16 protein-coding genes and 2 pseudogenes are annotated in these 18,929 nt (G+C 38.7%); 15 read left to right on the forward strand and 3 right to left on the reverse strand.

Annotated features, from left to right (window positions below; translation table 11 throughout):
* Positions 1–51: 51 nt before the first annotated feature.
* From AC6EJC_RS06170 to AC6EJC_RS06180, 3 genes and pseudogenes are all read left to right on the forward strand, one after another.
* A pseudogene (locus AC6EJC_RS06170) lies at positions 52–717 on the forward strand (potassium channel family protein); the annotation flags it as partial.
* Between the two features lie 78 nt (positions 718–795).
* Positions 796–1,593, forward strand: a complete 798-nt coding sequence (locus AC6EJC_RS06175) for a TrmH family RNA methyltransferase (RefSeq protein ID WP_444953198.1) — start codon at positions 796–798, stop codon at positions 1,591–1,593.
* A 320-nt stretch (positions 1,594–1,913) separates the two neighbouring features.
* The gene (locus AC6EJC_RS06180) at positions 1,914–2,150 is read left to right on the forward strand and encodes a helix-turn-helix domain-containing protein (protein ID WP_444953199.1); all 237 of its coding nucleotides are present in this window, start codon (positions 1,914–1,916) and stop codon (positions 2,148–2,150) included.
* Between the two features lie 447 nt (positions 2,151–2,597).
* On the opposite strand, the gene AC6EJC_RS06185 is transcribed toward AC6EJC_RS06180, so the two are convergent.
* The gene (locus AC6EJC_RS06185) at positions 2,598–3,572 is read right to left on the reverse strand and encodes an NADP-dependent oxidoreductase (RefSeq protein WP_328800550.1); all 975 of its coding nucleotides are present in this window, start codon (positions 3,570–3,572) and stop codon (positions 2,598–2,600) included.
* A gap of 256 nt (positions 3,573–3,828) precedes the next feature.
* Between AC6EJC_RS06185 and AC6EJC_RS06190 the strand changes: the two genes are divergently transcribed.
* A complete protein-coding gene (locus AC6EJC_RS06190; protein WP_103049405.1) occupies positions 3,829–4,398 on the forward strand; it encodes a TetR/AcrR family transcriptional regulator in 570 nt (189 codons plus the stop codon).
* Positions 4,399–4,980: 582 nt separating this feature from the next.
* Positions 4,981–5,070, forward strand: a pseudogene (locus tag AC6EJC_RS06195) (DUF8821 family protein); the annotation flags it as partial.
* Positions 5,071–5,273: 203 nt separating this feature from the next.
* Here the strand turns inward: AC6EJC_RS06195 and AC6EJC_RS06200 are convergent.
* On the reverse strand, positions 5,274–5,807 hold the full coding sequence (locus AC6EJC_RS06200) for a TetR/AcrR family transcriptional regulator (RefSeq protein WP_025716458.1): 534 nt from the start codon (positions 5,805–5,807) through the stop codon (positions 5,274–5,276).
* A 117-nt stretch (positions 5,808–5,924) separates the two neighbouring features.
* Here AC6EJC_RS06200 and AC6EJC_RS06205 point away from each other — a divergent pair, with 117 nt between their 5' ends.
* Entirely contained in the window at positions 5,925–6,971 is a 1,047-nt protein-coding gene (locus AC6EJC_RS06205; RefSeq protein WP_444953200.1) for an SDR family oxidoreductase, read from the forward strand.
* A gap of 1,468 nt (positions 6,972–8,439) precedes the next feature.
* Here the strand turns inward: AC6EJC_RS06205 and AC6EJC_RS06210 are convergent.
* A complete protein-coding gene (locus AC6EJC_RS06210; protein ID WP_444953201.1) occupies positions 8,440–9,483 on the reverse strand; it encodes a zinc-binding alcohol dehydrogenase family protein in 1,044 nt (347 codons plus the stop codon).
* A gap of 126 nt (positions 9,484–9,609) precedes the next feature.
* On the opposite strand from AC6EJC_RS06210, the gene AC6EJC_RS06215 reads away from it, so the two are divergent.
* The 9 genes from AC6EJC_RS06215 to AC6EJC_RS06255 all read left to right on the forward strand — a co-directional run bounded on the left by AC6EJC_RS06215 (position 9,610) and on the right by AC6EJC_RS06255 (position 18,882).
* A complete protein-coding gene (locus tag AC6EJC_RS06215; RefSeq protein WP_226002244.1) occupies positions 9,610–9,987 on the forward strand; it encodes a winged helix-turn-helix transcriptional regulator in 378 nt (125 codons plus the stop codon).
* Positions 9,988–10,104: 117 nt separating this feature from the next.
* Positions 10,105–11,091 carry a hypothetical protein gene (locus tag AC6EJC_RS06220; RefSeq protein WP_444953202.1) on the forward strand — a complete coding sequence of 329 codons (987 nt, stop codon included), beginning with the start codon at positions 10,105–10,107 and terminating at the stop codon, positions 11,089–11,091.
* 1,167 nt (positions 11,092–12,258) lie between these two features.
* The gene (locus AC6EJC_RS06225; protein WP_034095039.1) at positions 12,259–12,561 is read left to right on the forward strand and encodes a PTS sugar transporter subunit IIB; all 303 of its coding nucleotides are present in this window, start codon (positions 12,259–12,261) and stop codon (positions 12,559–12,561) included.
* Between the two features lie 14 nt (positions 12,562–12,575).
* Positions 12,576–13,829: a PTS transporter subunit IIC gene (locus AC6EJC_RS06230; RefSeq protein WP_023988790.1), complete on the forward strand. Its 1,254-nt coding sequence runs from the start codon at positions 12,576–12,578 to the stop codon at positions 13,827–13,829.
* A gap of 22 nt (positions 13,830–13,851) precedes the next feature.
* A complete protein-coding gene (gene rpe, locus AC6EJC_RS06235) occupies positions 13,852–14,517 on the forward strand; it encodes a ribulose-phosphate 3-epimerase (protein ID WP_444953203.1) in 666 nt (221 codons plus the stop codon).
* Positions 14,514–15,566 (forward strand): galactitol-1-phosphate 5-dehydrogenase, encoded by a 1,053-nt coding sequence (locus tag AC6EJC_RS06240; protein WP_444953204.1) that lies wholly within the window; start codon positions 14,514–14,516, stop codon positions 15,564–15,566. The genes rpe and AC6EJC_RS06240 overlap by 4 nt, the downstream gene beginning before the upstream one ends.
* 10 nt (positions 15,567–15,576) lie before the next feature.
* Entirely contained in the window at positions 15,577–16,140 is a 564-nt protein-coding gene (gene hxlB / locus AC6EJC_RS06245) for a 6-phospho-3-hexuloisomerase (RefSeq protein WP_444953205.1), read from the forward strand.
* A gap of 162 nt (positions 16,141–16,302) precedes the next feature.
* Positions 16,303–18,360 carry a BglG family transcription antiterminator gene (locus AC6EJC_RS06250; protein WP_444953206.1) on the forward strand — a complete coding sequence of 686 codons (2,058 nt, stop codon included), beginning with the start codon at positions 16,303–16,305 and terminating at the stop codon, positions 18,358–18,360.
* 48 nt (positions 18,361–18,408) lie between these two features.
* Positions 18,409–18,882: a PTS sugar transporter subunit IIA gene (locus AC6EJC_RS06255; RefSeq protein ID WP_444953207.1), complete on the forward strand. Its 474-nt coding sequence runs from the start codon at positions 18,409–18,411 to the stop codon at positions 18,880–18,882.
* Positions 18,883–18,929: the final 47 nt, after the last annotated feature.

Below are 18,929 nucleotides of genomic sequence, written 5' to 3' on the forward strand. Positions count from 1 at the left end.
GCATGATATGCTATACTATGACGGACAGTATGGTGATCGGGAGGTAAAGAAGGAATGGCAAAAAAACAGTATGCGGTCATTGGTATGGGCCGTTTTGGTTCCAGTGTTGCCAGTGCGCTGAGTGAGATGGGTTTTGATGTGCTGGCTATTGACTCGGACGAGCAGCGTACACAGGAAATGTCGAATATTGTGACGCATGCGGTGTCTGCTGATTCGACGGATGAGGAAGCGCTGCGAGCGCTGGGTATCCGTAATTTTGACGTAATCGTAGTTGCGATTGGTGAAGATATACAGGCCAGTATTCTGACGACATTGATTCTCAAGGACATGGGCGTACCAGCTCTTGTGGTCAAGGCACAAAATGAACTGCATGGGAAAGTGCTGCAAAAGATAGGTGCGGATAAAGTAGTTTATCCTGAACGAGATATGGGGCTGCGGGTAGCCCATCATTTGACATCTCCCAACATTTTGGATTATATCGAGCTATCCAAGGACTACAGTATTTTGGAGATGAGAGCCGCCGATTCCATGATTGGCAAAAATCTGAAGGAGCTAGACATACGTGCACGCTTCGGCTGCAATGTGATGGCGATTCGCAGAAATCAGGAAATGAACATTTCCCCTTATGCCGAAGATCGTCTGGAGTCGGGTGATGTGCTGGTCATTGTGGGCCACAAGGATGATCTGACCAAGCTGGAGTTGGCTTTTGCAGCCTAATGAGGCTTGATGTTCAAGTACAAGTGATGCATCATTTATTTTTTAAGAAACGGACAAAAGAAATGGAAGGTTAAACGAATGGAAATCATTTCACCGAATAATGCGCGTGTAAAAGAATGGGCGCAACTGCTGGAGAAAAAGCATCGCACACGGCAGCATAAATATATTGTCGAGGGTATTCATCTGGTGCAGGAAGCGCTGCGCTCAGACGCGGCTGTCGAAAGCATCGCTTATGATTTGGACAAGGGCATTCCCGCAGAGCTGAATGGCCTGGATCAAGCCGACCAGCCGGTGGAATGGATTCCCGTGTCGGCGGCGGTCATTGCGAAATGCACCGATACGAAGACGCCGCAGTCCGTCTTTGCAATCGTGCGTAAGGAGGAACGCAGTGCATTCCCGGCATTGCTGGAGCAGCCGGATGCACTGGTGATGGTGCTGGACGGGGTACAGGACCCCGGCAATGTAGGTACCATCATACGCAGCGCGGACGCTGCCGGAGCCGCAGGCGTTATATTGGGTCATGGCTGCGCCGACCTGTACAATCCCAAAACGATCCGCTCCACAATGGGATCGTTGTTTCACCTGCCGGTGATTGAAGGCAGCCTGGAGGAGCTTTTACCGCAGGCCAAAAGTAAAGGTGCCCGCTTGCTCAGCACCTCGCTGGATGCGAGCTTGTCATGCTATACCATAGATTTGCGCGCTTCCACTTGGCTTGTGATCGGAAACGAAGGCCAGGGTATTTCTGCTGCTACCGCGCGCATGGTGGATGAGTCGGTATTCATTCCGATGCAGGGGCAAGCGGAATCACTAAACGCAGCGATGGCTTCTACGGTGCTATTATTTGAGGCCATGAGACAACGAAACTTTAACAAATAAAAAATTCCAGTTGTGGGTTATATCATCAATTGAGACTAATTATATTATCGAATGAGACAGCTTATAACATCAAATGAGACAAAGCAAATGCCCGTAAAGCGAGTAAAGACGGAATAAATGAAAAAAAGTACCTGAGTGTTTATTATTCACTGATTCGAGTTTTCATGTTTTTATAGTGAAAATGGACAGGGTATTTTCTATATGATGTTATAAGATAAACATCTTCCTAAGAATAACTTAATAGCTTAGCTAACTTGACAGTCCCTATAAATAAAATTATTTTGGGGCTGTTTTTTAATTTTTAGACAGAAGGTGGAATAATGAGGAGTATAGGAGAAAAGTTAAAATATATCAGAAAGTTGAACAAGCTTAGTCAAACTGAATTCTCACAGATCATTGGGGTATCACAAGGAGTATTAAGCGAATTAGAAAAAGATAAATACAAGCCATCATTGGATCTTGTGATTGCTTTGAAAATGAAGTTTGATGTTGATTTAGATTGGTTTTTATCCAGCAGCCAAGCAGTTTATAAGTGTTATGGGTCAGTTGTATGGTGAGAGGATTTAATGTGTCTATATGTGATGGCTGCGATTATATGATATTTACGATGCTTTCAGCGCAGTTGTTTAGAATTGATAAGGCAGGCCATCCCACAAAGTATGGCCTTTAAACTTGCCGTTACAGACAGCGCGGTGAACCGTATCATAAGTAACGGAGGTTTTTGCATACATAAGTATGTTTCATAATAATTCCATCAAAAAAGTCCCTCATTGATTATTCATGTGCAACACTGGGCAGTACATGAATATGCATCAAAATACCCTCCAAATCTGCGGGATTAGAGGGTATTTTGATTCGAGCATAAGAAATTTATTCTCGGATACCGCAAGCTCATACGGATTAAAACTGTTCAACTTACTTCTCCCGGTGCTGCTCATGTGATTCATCAGCAGCGCAATATTTTGTACATAAGGATTAAAATGTTTACTAGAGCTTATAAAATCTTAACCCTGCTTTCTCTGAATTACTACCTTTCCCCTCTTAGGATTTGTTTCGCACCTGTGGTACGCTTCGGCTAATCCTTGAGATGTAAATGGGAAAATCCCGCTTAAATGAACCTTTAATTTTTCTTCATGTACGTTTCGAAGAATGGATAACAAATCATCGTGGTTTGGCTCTGCATGAACAAATTGAGCTTCGATTCCGCGAATTTTGGGATGTTCATTAATTGCCATGGCTACCAGTGAGATGAGCTTGCCTCCATCCTTCAAAACAGAGTAGCTTTTTCGCCCAGTTTCACTTATCTTCGCATCCAGAACGGTAGCTGATCTATCCATAACCATATCCAGTACAATATCTACTGGACTACTTATAGCCTTTGTGAAATCAGTTTTGGTATAATCAATTGCCTCGTCGGCACCTAACTGTCGCACAAATTCATGGTTAAATTCACGGGCTGTTGCAATCACATATGCACCTGCTTGTTTGGCGAGTTGAACAGCAATATGTCCCACACCGCCTGCGCCTGCATGAATCAGAATACGCTGTCCAGGTTGTAGTTTGCCATACTTAAACAAAGACTGCCAGGCAGTCAATCCAACCGTTGGCAATGCAGCAGCTTCATGAAAAGATATCCCTGGTTGGATTATCGCAAGTGCGTTTTCTTCCACTGCTACATAATCTGCATAGGCGCCACCATTATTAATAGGAATACCCATAACACGATCGCCAGGTTTGAAATGAGTTACCTTACTTCCAACCTCAGTGACCACACCCGCAAAATCTGCACCGAGAACATATGGCAACTGAACTGGCAAAATATCCTTAACAGCCCCAGAACGTAGTACATAATCTGCTGGATTTATCGAAGCAGCATACATTTCCACTAGCACCTGTGTTTCTGTAATTACTGGCACAGTTATCTCTTCATCTTGTAAAACTGCTGGAATTCCGTACTCTTTTAAAACAATTGCTTTCATAATAAATTCCTCCTATTTTTTAAATTTGTTTCAAACAATGAATGATTTATAAACACTTATTTACTTATTAACAACTGTCTGATATCGTGATATTAACAAAGTTACTTCTTCACTTCAATCGTTAAAATAACTGCATTTGATCATTAATTAACAAAATTCGATTCATTGTTCAATAACTAATAAATATTTCATGAACCCAAATGCATATGGTTAAATTCATTGGAAAAATTTTACGCTATATTTTAAGGAGGGTCTTATGGATAGACGAATACTAAAAACACAAAAAGTAATTATCGGGGCTTTTATCGAACTGCTCTCAGAGAAAGAATTTGAAGATATTACAATTAGTGAAATAGCAGATCGAGCTGATGTTAGCCGCGGGACTGTCTACTTGCATTACATTGACAAGTTCGATTTGTTGGATAAATGTATCGATATTTATTTTAAAAAATTATTTGAAAGTTGCATGACTCTCGACGGCACTGCGCTTTTACTTTCCAAATCCATTATGATCCGCACATTTGAGTATTTGGAACAACATGCTTTAATATATACTACTCTGCTGGTTAACAAAGGAATCCCTGCGTTTAGAAACCTCATGATGAATGTGATTCTAGGGAACCTTAGTGAGCTGATCGATGTCAGTAGCATAAAACAAGATATGAACAAGGAGGTGATGTTACAGTTTTTGGCTTCGGCTATTGTTGGTTTACTAGAGTGGTGGATTATCCAGTCAATACCCATTCCAGCTAAGGATATAGCAGAACAATTGTGGTCACTGCTGGAACGTATTCAAGTTATGCCTCATTTACCGGATTCTAATTAATCAGACAGTAGGGTACAAGGACACTATCCCTTATATATCTAGGAGGAAGTGCTAGCAATATAGGCCGAAGGGGTTCTAATAAAGCAAATTTCCTCAAATTAAAAACTGCAGTTAAAGTGATACGGTGAACCGTATCACAAGTAGGGCAAGTAGGGGCAAGTTTTTTGAGGAATAGCTCGCAGGAGGCTGTTAGATCAACGGGTAGAGAAAAAATCTCCTGGACGTTAAATGAAATTGATCAAATTAATTTTGAATAATTCAATAGCAATCATGCTGCCGAAAAGTGGATTCCTTTTGGACAGCATGGTTTTTTTGTAGGAGAATACTTGCGCTTTATTGGAGGTACTGCCTCTATAAGCGGTAAATATATGCTTTTACTCAGTAGTGAATGAGTTTAGCCGTTATAGCGTGTACGGTGAACCTTACCATAAGTAAGGCAAATTTTATTGGGGGAAACAACGGGGTTTATCATATCCTAAACGTGAACGTTTATATTTAAATCATTTTTGGTATAATATTTGGCAGATAAGGAAGATTAAATTTCTGTTTTTAGAAAATAGTGAGAGAAAACGAGGGATGGAAATGTCGTATATCGTTGATTTTAAAAATGTGTCTACGGTAGGCTTAGAGTCTTCACCTGTAGTAGAAGCGCTTGCTGGTTTACGTGCACATGGGCCAAACTCACCGGGTTGTCACTCTCATTACTACGCATGTCTTCAATATCCGCTTTTCGCCTCAACATTGCCGTTTCCTGCTCAGCCAGTTCACCTACTCGTTCCTTAAGCAAATGAACCTCCAGCATATCTTCCTCGGAGATGGTGAAAAGCCAGTTTGCTATGTCCTGTTTTGGACACTCATCGTATTTCCCTGTATTTTTATTTATGAAAAAGTCGGATGAGTGCGGATATTTCTTCTATAGTTTCTTGTTGACCATTCTTTATCCACATCACCCAAATTTCAAAAACACCGGCACTCATAAAATGAATCCAATAATTTCGTTTCGCACCTGTCCAGTCTGGAAAGGGAATAAGCTCATCATAAAATTGGGTAATATGATTTTTGAAGATTTGATAAAGTAGCCCTGTGTAATCACTCTCAATGGCCAATCGAAAATCATCAGAGAATGTTAGAAAAAAGTTGGTCAAATCTGTTATTTTTTGCTCGTGATTCTTTTTGTTCGCAATTTTATTGAAAATATCTGCAAATTTAGGCTCGTAGTACTCCACTAATACCTGTTCAAGACTTTCATAATTTCTATAGAAGGCCATTCGGCTGACGCCGGCTTTTCTAACGAGTTCTGAAATCGTCAGCTCTGATATTCTTTTCGTTCGCAATAGCTCCAGCAATGCAATAGTAATCCATTCTTTGGTGTCTTTTTTAATAATTTGTGCGTGATCCGTTGCTGCCATTACACTTCCTCCATTCTGTCACACATGCTTGTTTCTTGCTTGCTATTGATAATGCCTGGTCCTATTATAGTGTAAAAAGCGTTACAAGTGTAACGCCACCTGAAGGGAGTATTTAAGATGGCAGACTCTAGCAAACCTGTAGTGCTGGTGACCGGAGGTTCAGGATTTATCGCTGTTCATATCATTGTGAAATTACTGGAGAAGAAGTATCGTGTGCGGGCAACCCTGCGTACAATGAGCAGACAAGATGAAGTGAAAGCCATGATTATGTCAGGTGGAGTGACAAATATGGAGGATTTGTCGTTTGTTCAAACGGATTTGACTTCTGATAAGAACTGGAATAATGCGGTTAAAGGAGCGGATTATGTCATCCATGTGGCTTCTCCAACCCCCAATAGAATTTATAAAGATGAGAATGAAATGATTGGGCCGGCACGTGAAGGTGTTTTACGAGTGTTGAGGGCAGCACGTGATGCAGGGGTCAAGCGTGTTGTTTTAACTTCTGCTTTTGGAGCCATTGGTGTGGGACATAAGCATCACATAGGGCCATATACCGAGGATGATTGGTCCAATACAGATGCAAAAATTCATCCATATCAAAAATCCAAGACACTTGCTGAAAAAGCTGCCTGGGAATTTATTCAACAAGAAGGGAAGGGTTTAGAATTTGCAACCGTAAATCCTGTTGGTGTGATGGGACCAATTCTAGGCAATGATTATTCGCATTCAAATGATATTGTCCGCCAAATGTTAGAAGGCAAGCTAAAGTCTGTCCCCAAAATTTATTCTGATTATGTGGATGTTCGAGATGTTGCAGAGCTGCATATCCTGGCAATGGTTCATCCCGAAGCAAGTGGAGAGCGGTTTATAGCTTCTAGTGCAGAAAATCTCTCAACACTTGAGATCGCAAATATTCTGAGAAAAAATTTAGGGGAAGATGCGAAACACGTGCCTATGAAGGAAATTCCAAATCCTATCGTTCGTGTTGCGGCGATTTTCAATCCTAAATTAAGAATGATTGCAACACTCTTGGGCCAAGACATGTCAACGAGTAATCAAAAAGCCAAACGTTTACTGGGATGGACACCACGCCCGGCAGAAGAAGCAATTATAGCCACTGGTAAAAGTATGATGAAAGTTATCAAGGGACAGATGAAGGTATAAGTTATTGTGGGGACAATTTGCGTTTAACAACTGTCCCCTTTTATGTTAGATCGCCTGCACAGCTCCGGTGTTTTGGCAATCCTGCATTGGTGATCATGTCCTTGAGCTCGTTGACAAATGAAGTCAAACTGGTCGTAGAGGCCTTCCCGAATCGGTTCTCCCCGGTCAGATTCCCGATCGGTTTGGCTGCATCCTCTCTGTATTTGCTTTTTAGTATATGATCCACCACTCTACATTAAATCTATAATCTATTTTTAATTCTCAATTCTCCAACATAACTCCTGTAAAACCTCTTTCATCCTTCTGGTTTCTCATAATATGGGCTAACTTCATGTGATACTGAGCAAGTTGAGTGAATATGAATTGTGGTCAGAATACTACCATAACGAAGGCATGAGACACTTGTTTGTCGAACTGCCCTATTTTACCGCCGAATATTTGAACCTATGCACGCTGTCGTTCGATTGTGGCCGGTTCATTTTCAGAAGATAGATTGAATAGAGAGAGTTGTAGAATTTTTAATTCTTCACGTTGAGAGTTGATTTGTCACAAAGGTCTCGAACTGAGAGCAATAGATTAATGTTATCGCAGAAGGCCCCCTCACATTTTGCTTCAAGAAAATTTTGAGCTCTAATTGCATTGAATTTAAAGTTCTTTTTTATATCGACATGTATTTATTTATGGGAAGGGTAGGAAGGATACATGATGTTAGAAAAATCGGATATGGAGCTTTTGATTGAAGCAGAACGAGCTCCTGATAAGTCTTTAGCTGTATTAATATGTGGGATAGCGGATTCGGGGAAAACTACCTTTTCTCAAAAAATGGAGGAGTATGGGTACATACGCCTTTCCATTGATGAGGAGGTATGGTCCGCTAACGGATGATATGAAATTGATTTTCCTATTGAAAAGTATAGGGATCACTCGAATGAAGCACATATAGGTTTGCGTAATATAATTGTGCACTTCATTCAAGATAAAAAACAGGTTGCGGTTGACTCTAGTTTTTGGAGCAGGTCGGAAAGAAATGAATATAAGCGGCTTATCGAAAACGCCGGAGGGAAGTGGAGACTCATTTACTTGAAAGTGAATTGCGAAAGTGCCTTAAGATTCGTAGCCAACGCTTTGATGCAAATGCTGCCTTTATGATTACAGAGGAGTTGTTAACGACTTTTCTTAATTGATTTGAAGAGCCAAAAGATGAAGGAGAAATTGTCATAGATAATTAGAAAATCACTGACTGATATTTAAGTGACAAAAGGCAATCCTATAAGAATAGCCCTAAAACTTGCCGTTACAGACAGCGCGGAGAACCGTATCATAAGTGACGGCAATTTTTTTACAAAGTTTGGCAATATTTTGTCTCGCCCACACCATACCGTTGTACACAAAAAGGCCCCATAGGGGGCCTTAGTCTTGTCTATACACATTACCGCTTTTTGGAACCAAACGCGCCTTCTTCGTAGTATCAGAAGTTTTCTAAAACAATTTTTCCAATGGACCGTCCAGTTTCCAACTTCTCATGTGCTAAACGTAGGTTTGCTGCATTAATGGGTTCTAGTCGTTCATTTAGCGTAGTTTTTAATTTTCCATCATCGATTAAGTCCGCCAGGTCATTCAACAATTCGTGTTGTTTAATCATGTCTTTGGTATGAAACAAGGACCGTGTAAACATGAACTCCCATACAAACGTTACACTTTTAGAAAACAGCAAGTCCATTTTCAGGCTTCCTGCCCAGGTAGCCTTATCTGCAGGAACGATACAGCAAATTACACCTTGAGGGGTAATGACCTCCGCCATATTCGCTAGATGTTGTACAGTATCATTCAAGCAAAAGATATAATCTACGGTGTCTAGACCAACTTCCTTGAGCTGAGGTTGAAAAGGGTTGTTGTGGTTTATTATAAAATCCGCACCTAGACTTTTAACCCATTGAGTTGACTCTGGACGCGAAGCAGTACCGATGACAGTCAAACCTGCTAATTTGGCAAGTTGAATGGCAATCGATCCTACCCCTCCAGCTGCACCGATAATAAGTATACTTTTGTTTTCATTTGCGTTTAGGCTAATTCCTAAACGATCAAATAGGCCCTCCCATGCAGTTATCGAGGTAAGCGGTAATGCGGCTGCGGCTGCGAAATCCAAACTTTTCGGCATATTTCCTACAATTCGTTCATCAACCAAGTGAAATTCACTATTACTACCTGGTCGAGACACACTGCCCGCATAATAGATCTTGTCCCCAGGTTTAAACAATTGACAATCAGGACCAACTTGTTCTACGATTCCAGCAGCATCCCAACCAAGAATTTTCGGTGATTCGGCTTCGTAGTTATGGTTTTCGCGAACACCTACGTCTGCAGGGTTGACAGAGATTGCCTTTACATTTACAAGCAAATCACGGCCCGTAGGTTCCGGTTTATCCAAATGCAGATCAATAAGGCTTTCCGGATTGGATATTGGGAGGTATCGGTAAGCACCGACTGCTTTCATCTTTTGGTTGGTATTCATGGATATCCATCCTCTCAAATAGGAAATGTTGTACAGTTGCATTGTAAATCAATTCGATTACTTTAAGTAAGTACGCATATTTTTATGATATAGTATTAAAAATCAAACCTTTAGGGAGATGAGCTGATGGGAGACCGAAGAAACAAATATGGAGCGAGTCCGGATATGCAAGCATGTCCGGTTGAAACAACGCTGGATGTTATTGGTGGAAAGTGGAAGGGGATCATTCTCTATCAGCTCCTGGACGGAACGAAAAGATTCAATGAATTTAGGCGCCTCAATCCAGGAATTACGCAGTTTATGCTCACATTACAGTTAAGAGAGCTTGAACGGGATGGCATCATTCATCGAGAAATATATAAAGAGATTCCGCCAAAAGTGGAATACTCCCTTACTGATTTCGGTAGGACTTTGGAACCGGTCATTATGTCTATGAAAGCATGGGGGGAGTCTTATAAAATGCGGCTTGATGAAAATCGAACGATACAAGGGGAGGAAAGTTAAAGGCAAGTTGGGTAACAAGCTAGGGGGGGGTACAAGGCCACAGTTACAGGAAGTAAATAGAATAATACCAGGCCTGTTGATTAACTAAAAATAGGATAAAAAGAGCCGCCTTGAGCAGTGGAAAGGCTATCGCTCCGGCGTGGATCAAGCGTCGTTAAGTGGTTTGCCGACGGTTCATTACTCTACCTTCTCCGGGAAAGCCGTCGAGGTTCCTTTTGCTGTGTTCAAAACATGGTTTCACCAACTTCTTCAAAGCCGAGGACGAGCCGAACGGCGAACTTTACAGAATGTATTCACTGTAATTCTAAATTAACAGTTGAACAGTCACTAACCAGACTTAAAGTTAAAAATAATTTATATGAGATTGTAAATCAAATTAATTCCAACAAATATGATAGGACAAAATTAGAAGAACAAAAAAGAAACATACTATTAGCTAAGGACGTTGTTATTGACACAATCTCAAAAACTGAGGGAATCGTTAAAGAAACAAAAGAATTTAATAGTATAGAAACCTTTATAGAGGAACAAGTAAATCAAAAAATCGCGTATAATTACTTGTCTGTAGAGCAAAAATTAATAAATGAGCAGTATGAAAAAATTAATTCTATAAAAGAGATTTCTAAGGAAATTACAAAGGCAAGAAGACTTGGAGCTCAAAAGAGATCAGGAATTAAGAAGAGGTATTACGAGTTAATTAATGAATACGAAAGACACTTTAAAGACGTCAAGCTAGATGACATTGAATTCTATATCTTTAAAGAAGTTAAAGGGAGTGGTATGGACTCTAATAAAAAACTATTAGCTTTGTATACCCTCTATTCCAACTTAATAAATGAATTCTCAAAGGTAAAAATCCCATTTGCAATGGATTCATTTATAAAAAATGAAACTTCGAGTGAACTGAAAGAGAAAATGTTCAGTTTCTTATCTAAGTATTATCTATCAATTGAAGGGCAATCCTTCTTTTCAATAATAAAAGAAAACGTGGAGTACCTGGGTCCAGATGAAAATAAATATCACTTTGTTGACTTAAAAAAACCAATTTTAAAAGATATAGACGAGACAAATGGCCATTTAATTAAAGCATTTGATATTTTATAGTCGCAGCTTATAATGATGTTGTATTTCATTGTCCCTTTTAGAAAGCATTACTTCTTTCTTCAGATTTTGATAAAATCTCAGTTTGTTGTATAGAAAAAGTAGGTTTATCCTGACTCATGTTATAATTTCCTCAAATTCATGATATAAGAACAGCCTAAAATGGGCTGTTTTTGTCTCAATAGATGTTATAACTCACACCAGTTGTGGTTTATAACATCAAATGGGACAAGTTATAGCACTAAATGAGACTGTTTATAAGATCTGAATGAGACAGACATTCCCTTAAGAATCCAGTAACGGCGGGGATTTTGATTAAGTATTCAAATGAGTATCCTCAAAGGTGATTTATCTTGATGGAATTTTCGTATGAAAAACGATAGTCCATTTTTTATAACAAGAAGTAAGATAATCCTCTTTGAGGATATTCTTTTATTTAAGTACGCATTAGAGTTGCGACTTTTTTAGTGAGCAATTTGAGTAATTCAAATTCAGTTTCAAAGTCATAACCAGGCCACAGCCAAAGTTCTTAAAACTATAGCCAGATTCTATAGCAACAAGAGATGTATTGCTTGTAGTAAGTCGTTTGAAGGTTGTCACATATGTAAAATATATTTTTGTCACTATTATAAATCCTGGTCGTCAAAAACTTTGATGAATCAGGATTTCTTTTTGGAGAGTTATAGAAAATCATTGAAAAAAGAGTGAGACAAAATGGAATCAACCCGGGCAATACCAAATCTGCGCTGCTAAGTGTCATTTCCTCCGTTGTGGCAGTGTGGGTTCCTCTCCATAGGACGTCATGTACCAGGATTCATCATCTCTCACGTCTACATGTTGCAGCTCAGCCTCATCTACCGTTGTACCCATACCGGAACTCGTTGATACGATTGAATTCATTGGAATAGATGGATTTTAACCTGAAAAATATCGAGGGAAAATCATTTTTTTCATCACTATATTGTACAACCGGTTGTCTATAAAGTGGGATGTAAACGAATACAACATTTGAATTCATCATGTTATTATGAATCCACAGCAAGAAAGAAGTTAATCCTGCTGAGTAAAAGGAAATATAAAACAATTTGCAAGGAGGATTTTTTCAACCCTTTGGGATTGGAAATGGATTTAAACCTAGCTTCGAAAACTAACATACCAGGAGGAATTAACATGTCAAATTCAAAAATTAAAATCGCCGTAGCTTGTGGAAGCGGAGTAGCAACTTCTACTATCGCAGCAGATGGAGTGAAAGAGGTATTAAAAGAAGCAGGAATTGAACATTACGATATCATTAAAACGAGTATGACGGAATTACCGAATATTATTGACAACGTCGATATTGTTCTGACAACTAATAATTTTAAAACCGATGAAAAGCCATATATGAACATCATGGGATTTGTAACCGGGCTTAATGAAGAAAAATTAAAAAATCAATTGGCTGAAAAACTGCTGGATTTAAAAAATAGTTAAGGTGGTAGATCATAATGGATACTGTGCATAATATTATTAAATCTATTACTGATATGGGAGCAACGGCTATTTTACCAATAATAATCACCGTATTAGGTCTAGTTTTTCGAATGAAAATTGGAAACGCTATCAAATCAGGCCTTTTAGTTGGGGTAGGCTTCTTAGGTTTAACATTAGTTGTTGGCTTGCTCAATTCCTCTCTAAAACCGGCAGTTGATTATTATGCAAAAATCGGTTCTGGATTTACAATTGCAGATATTGGATGGCCAGCTGTAGGGGCGGCATCTTGGGTGCCTCCTTTTGCAGCATTAGCAATCCCTCTTGGTTTAATTATTAATCTAGTATTAGTTCGACTTAGATGGACAAAAACGTTAAATGTGGATATATGGAATTACATGCATTTTTTAATTCCAGGAGCTTTGGCTTACTTTCTTTTTGACAGTTTCTGGTTAGGGTTGGTAGTAACATTGGTGATGTCTGTTATTGCTCTATTCGTTGGTGATTTAATTGCTTCAAAATGGCAAGAATATTTTGGTTTAGAAGGTACAACCTGCACAACTATTATTTATTCAGCTTGGGGTTATCCGATTGCCTGGCTGGTAAATAGAATCATTGATTTCATTCCTGGTTTAAATAAATTGGAGTTTTCGCTGAGTAAAATTAATAAAAAAATAGGCGTTCTCGGGGACCCAGTTATTATTGGATTTATTGTTGGGTTAGTTTTAGGGGCAATTACTAAAAGACCTGTTACAGAGATAGTGACTATGGCCACAGGGATAGCTGGAGTTATGGTATTAATGCCTAAAGTTGTTGGAGTGATGATGGACGGGCTATCTCCAATTGGGAAATCGGCAAAAGACTTTATGATTAAACGCATGGGGAATAACTCCAATCTAAATGTGGGGATGGATATTGCGCTAGGCTTAGGCGATCCGACTACTATTACAACTACAGTCGTTTCTATTCCAATTGTTATGTTATTGGCACTCATTTTACCTGGAGTTCAGTTTTTTCCAATAGGACTGTTAATGTCTGTTACCTATATTTCTGTAATGTGTACGTTAACAAGTAAAGGAAATCTATTCCGTTCTATTGTGTCGACAGTAGTATTTTGTATTATCACATTTTATTTGGCAGGATTTGTTGCACCAGGTGCAACACAGATGCTTAACAGCGCAGGTGTCGAGTTAAAAGGTTTAGGGACAGATGTTACTTTTTCTGAGATATGGAACTTATTAATTTATTGGGTAAGCACTTTAGTTAAATAAAGACTAGAGAAGAGGAAAAATAATGAATCTGATTTTACCTTCAATATTTGCAGCAGATTTAATGAACTTAAAAAGTGAATGCGATGTTTTATATGAAGAAGGATTTCAAGTACTTCATGTAGATATGATGGACGGAAACTTCGTCCCTCATATCGCATTTGGACCAGAACAAATTAAAAATATAAAAAAACAAGTGAATATGAAATTAGATGTTCACATGATGGTATCAGCCCCAGAGCAGCATATAGCGAGTGTGTTGGACACTGGAGCAGAAATGATATCAGTTCACTATGAATCAACTCCTCATATTCGTTTTGTCATTGATCAGATTAAGCAACATGGAAGGAAAGCAGGGATCGTCATTAATCCTGGGACCGACACCTTTTTATTGAAACCTTTTCTAAACATCATTGACTATGTTCTAGTTATGTCGATCAATCCGGGAAGACCTAATCAAGTTTTTATGGAAGAAACGATTGATAGAATAAGAGAACTGAAAATAATGATAGGTCAACGAGATATTCAGATCGAAGTTGATGGTGGAGTCGATGAGAGTATAGCTAGTCAATGTATCGAAGCTGGAGCATCTTTGGTTGTCATCGGATCATATTTATTTTCGAATAACAAAGCACATGTGAAGAATTTGAAAAGTCTAGAACATGGAGAGAGAAAGGATGAGAGAAAATGAAATCATTAAAACTGTATGGTGCCAGAGACATACGTTTTGGAGGAGCGGAAAAACCTCAAATACTGGATGGAAAAGATGTCATTGTAAAAATAAAAGCATGTGGCATTTGTGGATCTGATATCTCTCGGTATAAAAAATTGGGTGCAGTCACACCTGGTCAGGTATGGGGACATGAATTTGCAGGTGTTGTAGAACAAGTTGGCGATCAAGTAACAGATCTAAAAGTTGGAGACCATGTTGCTGGATGTCCAGCACTAATTGAAGAAGATGATTATTATTATCGAGCAGGTCAACCAGCTAGAGCGAATTCATTGCATGCAATAGGTGCTAAGGAACCTGGTGGATTCGCCGAATACATTAAACTCCCAGAGAAGAATTTAGTTAAAGTACCTGATGATTTGGATTTCGAATCAGCTTCAATGGTAGAACCTTCTACTGTAGTTTTACATGGGTATTATCGAACCAATCTATCGGTGGGCGACGATGTGGTCATTGTTGGAGCAGGGGGAACCATCGGGTTGTTTGCTGTTCAATGGGCAAAAATATTTGGCGCGAAAAAAGTAATTGCGGTTGATATTGATGATGAAAAGCTTCAAATTGCGAAGGAATTAGGCGCCGATTATACGATAAATTCTCTGAATGAAGATGTTATGACAAAGGTCGCTGAATATACGGATGGCATGAATGCAGATATTGTAGTTGAAGCAGCTGGAACGCCACATACAGCAGCAACTGTGTTTGGTTACGCCAAAAAAGGCGGTGGAGTTGTGTTCCTAGGTATCCCTTATGCAGACGTTGCGATGGAAAGATTTTATTTTGAAAAAATCCTAAGAAGTGAGTTAACCGTGTGGGGATCATGGAGTTGTGTATCCGCACCATTCCCAGGTAAGGAATGGGCAACGACTGTTCACTTTATGCACAATAACAGATTAAATACTAAAAAAATGATTACACATCGTATACCGCTTGAAGAAGGTTCAGAAATGTTTGAACGATTAATGGAAAGAAAAGAACTTATCGGCAAGGTAATCATGTATCCAGAAAGCTGAAGGTGAACTTATGGACAAATTAATTAAACAAATGGAAGTCATTATGAAAGAATTAGAAAGAAGTATTTCCTTAATGAATGTTGGTGAAAGTGAACAAATTCTGCAGGCCTTGTATAATACAAAGCGGATTTTCCTTGCTGGTTCAGGGAGATCAGGTTTAGCGATCCGTGCTTTCGCTAATCGATTGTTGCACTTAGGTAAAACGATTTATATTGTTGGTGATATTACTACTCCAAGCATTCAAGCAGAGGATATTTTATTTATTGGTTCTGGTTCAGGAGAAACTGCTGGTCTAATAGTAAATGCAAAAAAAGCAAAGCAATCAGGAGCAAAGGTAATTCTTAATACAACGAATTCGCAGTCCACTTTGGGGAAACTAGCTGATTACATGCTTTTAATTAATGTTGACAATAAAGAAACGGATACTGATTTAATGGATTCTTCTATTCAACCAATGGGATCGGCATTTGAGCAATTAAGTCTTCTCTTGTATGATGCGATTGTTTTGGAATGGGTAGCTACTTTTAATGAAACCTATGATGACATGAAATTAAGACATGCTAATTTGGAATAAACGTTTGATTTGGAGGCAGAACAAAATTTCGATTCTTCACAGAGCGCCTCCAAGAGCAAAGATTAAATTGAGTAATTTGAATACGACCTAAACTTGAAGCCTCTTATAAAATCCTCTGGAGCAGTCAATATTATTATTAACAAGGAAGGAGGAGAGAGAGCCATGCAGCTTGATGATAGAAGCAGCAGCTTGCTGCAAGAATTGTTATCAAATCCAAGTGTGAAGAGTAAGAACTTGGAACATAAGTATGGTTTAAGCCGCAGGCAAATCAGTTACAGCCTTGAAAAAATCAATGACTGGTTAGAGGGCCAACGCCTACCAAAAATTGAACGGAATAAACAGGGTGTTTTTATTGTTGATGCTACTCTCTTCTCTGCTGTGCCTAATGAAGTAAACAAGCCTTCGACAAAAAAGTATATTTTTTCTGAAGCAGAGCGAGTAGAACTTATTATTCTGATCCTACTGAGTCGTAGTGAAGAATTATCTTTATTTCATTTTACCAGTTCCATTTACGTAAGCAAGAATACCATACTAAATGATCTAAAAGCAGCACAAGAATTAGTCGAACCTTATGATCTTAGTATCCGTTATTCCCGGTTATCTGGTTACTCAATTGAGGGTGTTGAATTTCAAAAAAGAAAGTTATTAATTGATGTCGTTAACAAAATTCATCACATGTACAATGGGGAAAAATGGGTTCAACAGTTAGCAGAGATCACTGAAAAAGAAGTGCAACAGATTCATGAACGTCTTGAAAAGATTGAAAGCCATCTGAGCTTAAAATTTACAGATGATAAGATGAAAACTTTGCCGCATATCCTACTGATCTTGCTGCGAAGAATCAAACTTGGGAAAACAATAAATTCCTTTCATATTAGCTATGAAGAATTATCGGATACCAAGGAGTACCAAGCGGTTCAAGAACTACTATCGGATTTGGAGCATATACCGACCGAGGAAAGATTATTCATCACACTGCAAATTCTTACGACGAATGTTTCCTCATCTGAGCTCCTTGGGGAAGACATTGTATCAGATTTAAATCAGGCATTGAAAAAGATGCTGGAGCGATTCGAGAAAATGTCCTGCATCCTCTTACAAGACAAAAAGCAGTTGTTGCATATGATCATGCTGCATATAAAACCTGCATATTATCGCATTAAATACAAACTTACTATTACTAATCCACTACAAGAAACAATTAATAGTGAATTCATAGAACTGCACCACCTTGTAAAAAAGTCAGCAAAACCTTTAGCTGATTACATTGGCTGTGATATTCCAGATAGTGAATGCACTTATTTAACGATGCTGATAGGCGGTTGGTTAACAAAGCAAGGAGACAGCATTCTGAGTAAAACAAAAGCAGTAGTGGTTTGCGCTAACGGAGTATCCGTTTCTAAGCTTTTACTAATTACTTTGAATGATTTATTTCCTGAGTTTATTTTTCTGGATTCCTTATCTGTGAGAGAATTTAAGATGTATGATTTGGAATATGACATTGTTTTTTCTTCCGTATATCTGCAAACGAACAAACGACTATTTATAGTCAAGCCAATATTACAAAAGGAAGAAAAGATCTCTCTACGAAAACAAGTGATGGAATTATTGCATGGATTCACTCCATCTGAATTAAGTTTGAAAAATATTCTGGAGATCGTTGAGAAATATGCAACCGTTCAGAACAGGCAACTTCTTGCAAAGGAATTACAACAATACTTTACAAGCCATCACTCGTTGTCTTTCAAATCACAACCCGAATTACAAAAGACAAATTTGCATGATCTGATAATGCCGGAGAATATTACATTGCTTCCTTCAGTATCATCTTGGGAAGAGGCTATACGATTAGGGGCGCTACCGCTGCTGCTTCAAGGGAGTATCCAACCTTCTTATGTAGAAGCTATGATCCAACATTACGATGTGGAAGATCCGTATATCATTATTAGTCCAAATGTGGCAATTCCTCATGATAGTCCCGAAAGTGGCGTAAACGAAGTAGCTATGAGCTTGCTCCGTTTAGAGCAAGGCGTTGAATTTGCAAGAAATAGGCCGATAAACATCGTTATTATCATAGCCGCTGTTGATAAACAACAGCACTTAAGGGCATTAGTTCAGTTAATGAAACTTGTTGAAAGTAAAGATGATTGTGAAGCTATCATTCAAGCCCAAAGTGCAATGGATATCCATAGTGTCATTAAAAAATATGGTAATTATTAACAGAAATAAATCTATGTTTTCCGATTTTTATAAAAGGGAGTAATTATTATGAGCGCAAAAACGATAAATGGACTCGTGTTTGATCAGGATTTAATTCAACTGCACGCACGTTACGAATCGAGGGAAGAGCTTATCAAAAGCTTTGGAAAAAAGATAGAAGAGAAAAATTATGCCAAAAAAGGATATACAGAATCATTGCTCCAACGTGAAATCGAATATCCGACCGGAATCAACATGGGGACAATTGGTATAGCAATTCCACATACAAATAAAGAATTCGTTAACGAAACTGCTATTGCCGTTGCAGTTTTAGATAATAGCATAGAGTTCGAGGATATGGGGGGATCTGATGAAACTGTCAACGCAGAAATCGTGATGGTACTTGTAGTGAAAAATCCTAAGATGCACATCTCATTTTTAAAGAACTTAACAAGTTTGTTTCAAGAAGAAAAATTCGTTAAACGTTTTCAAGATGCAACTAATCCTGCTGAGATCGAGGAAATACTCTTGAAGTTGCTTTAATAGAAACACATAAAATAATGTTGTAAAATTAATTAAATTTGTTGATG

This window comes from Paenibacillus sp. TY11 (genome assembly GCF_059772165.1).

Bases quoted from the DNA above. Each gene is read 5' to 3' on its own strand.
- AC6EJC_RS06190 (WP_103049405.1), top strand. From the start codon at position 3,829: ATGGATAGACGAATACTAAAAACACAAAAAGTAATTATCGGGGCTTTT.
- AC6EJC_RS06205 (WP_444953200.1), top strand. From the start codon at position 5,925: ATGGCAGACTCTAGCAAACCTGTAGTGCTGGTGACCGGAGGTTCAGGA.
- hxlB (WP_444953205.1), top strand. From the start codon at position 15,577: ATGGACAAATTAATTAAACAAATGGAAGTCATTATGAAAGAATTAGAA.
- AC6EJC_RS06230 (WP_023988790.1), top strand. From the start codon at position 12,576: ATGGATACTGTGCATAATATTATTAAATCTATTACTGATATGGGAGCA.
- AC6EJC_RS06215 (WP_226002244.1), top strand. From the start codon at position 9,610: ATGGGAGACCGAAGAAACAAATATGGAGCGAGTCCGGATATGCAAGCA.
- AC6EJC_RS06255 (WP_444953207.1), top strand. From the start codon at position 18,409: ATGAGCGCAAAAACGATAAATGGACTCGTGTTTGATCAGGATTTAATT.
- rpe (WP_444953203.1), top strand. From the start codon at position 13,852: ATGAATCTGATTTTACCTTCAATATTTGCAGCAGATTTAATGAACTTA.
- AC6EJC_RS06180 (WP_444953199.1), top strand. From the start codon at position 1,914: ATGAGGAGTATAGGAGAAAAGTTAAAATATATCAGAAAGTTGAACAAG.
- AC6EJC_RS06250 (WP_444953206.1), top strand. From the start codon at position 16,303: ATGCAGCTTGATGATAGAAGCAGCAGCTTGCTGCAAGAATTGTTATCA.
- AC6EJC_RS06200 (WP_025716458.1), bottom strand. From the start codon at position 5,807: ATGGCAGCAACGGATCACGCACAAATTATTAAAAAAGACACCAAAGAA.
- AC6EJC_RS06175 (WP_444953198.1), top strand. From the start codon at position 796: ATGGAAATCATTTCACCGAATAATGCGCGTGTAAAAGAATGGGCGCAA.
- AC6EJC_RS06185 (WP_328800550.1), bottom strand. From the start codon at position 3,572: ATGAAAGCAATTGTTTTAAAAGAGTACGGAATTCCAGCAGTTTTACAA.
- AC6EJC_RS06240 (WP_444953204.1), top strand. From the start codon at position 14,514: ATGAAATCATTAAAACTGTATGGTGCCAGAGACATACGTTTTGGAGGA.
- AC6EJC_RS06210 (WP_444953201.1), bottom strand. From the start codon at position 9,483: ATGAATACCAACCAAAAGATGAAAGCAGTCGGTGCTTACCGATACCTC.
- AC6EJC_RS06225 (WP_034095039.1), top strand. From the start codon at position 12,259: ATGTCAAATTCAAAAATTAAAATCGCCGTAGCTTGTGGAAGCGGAGTA.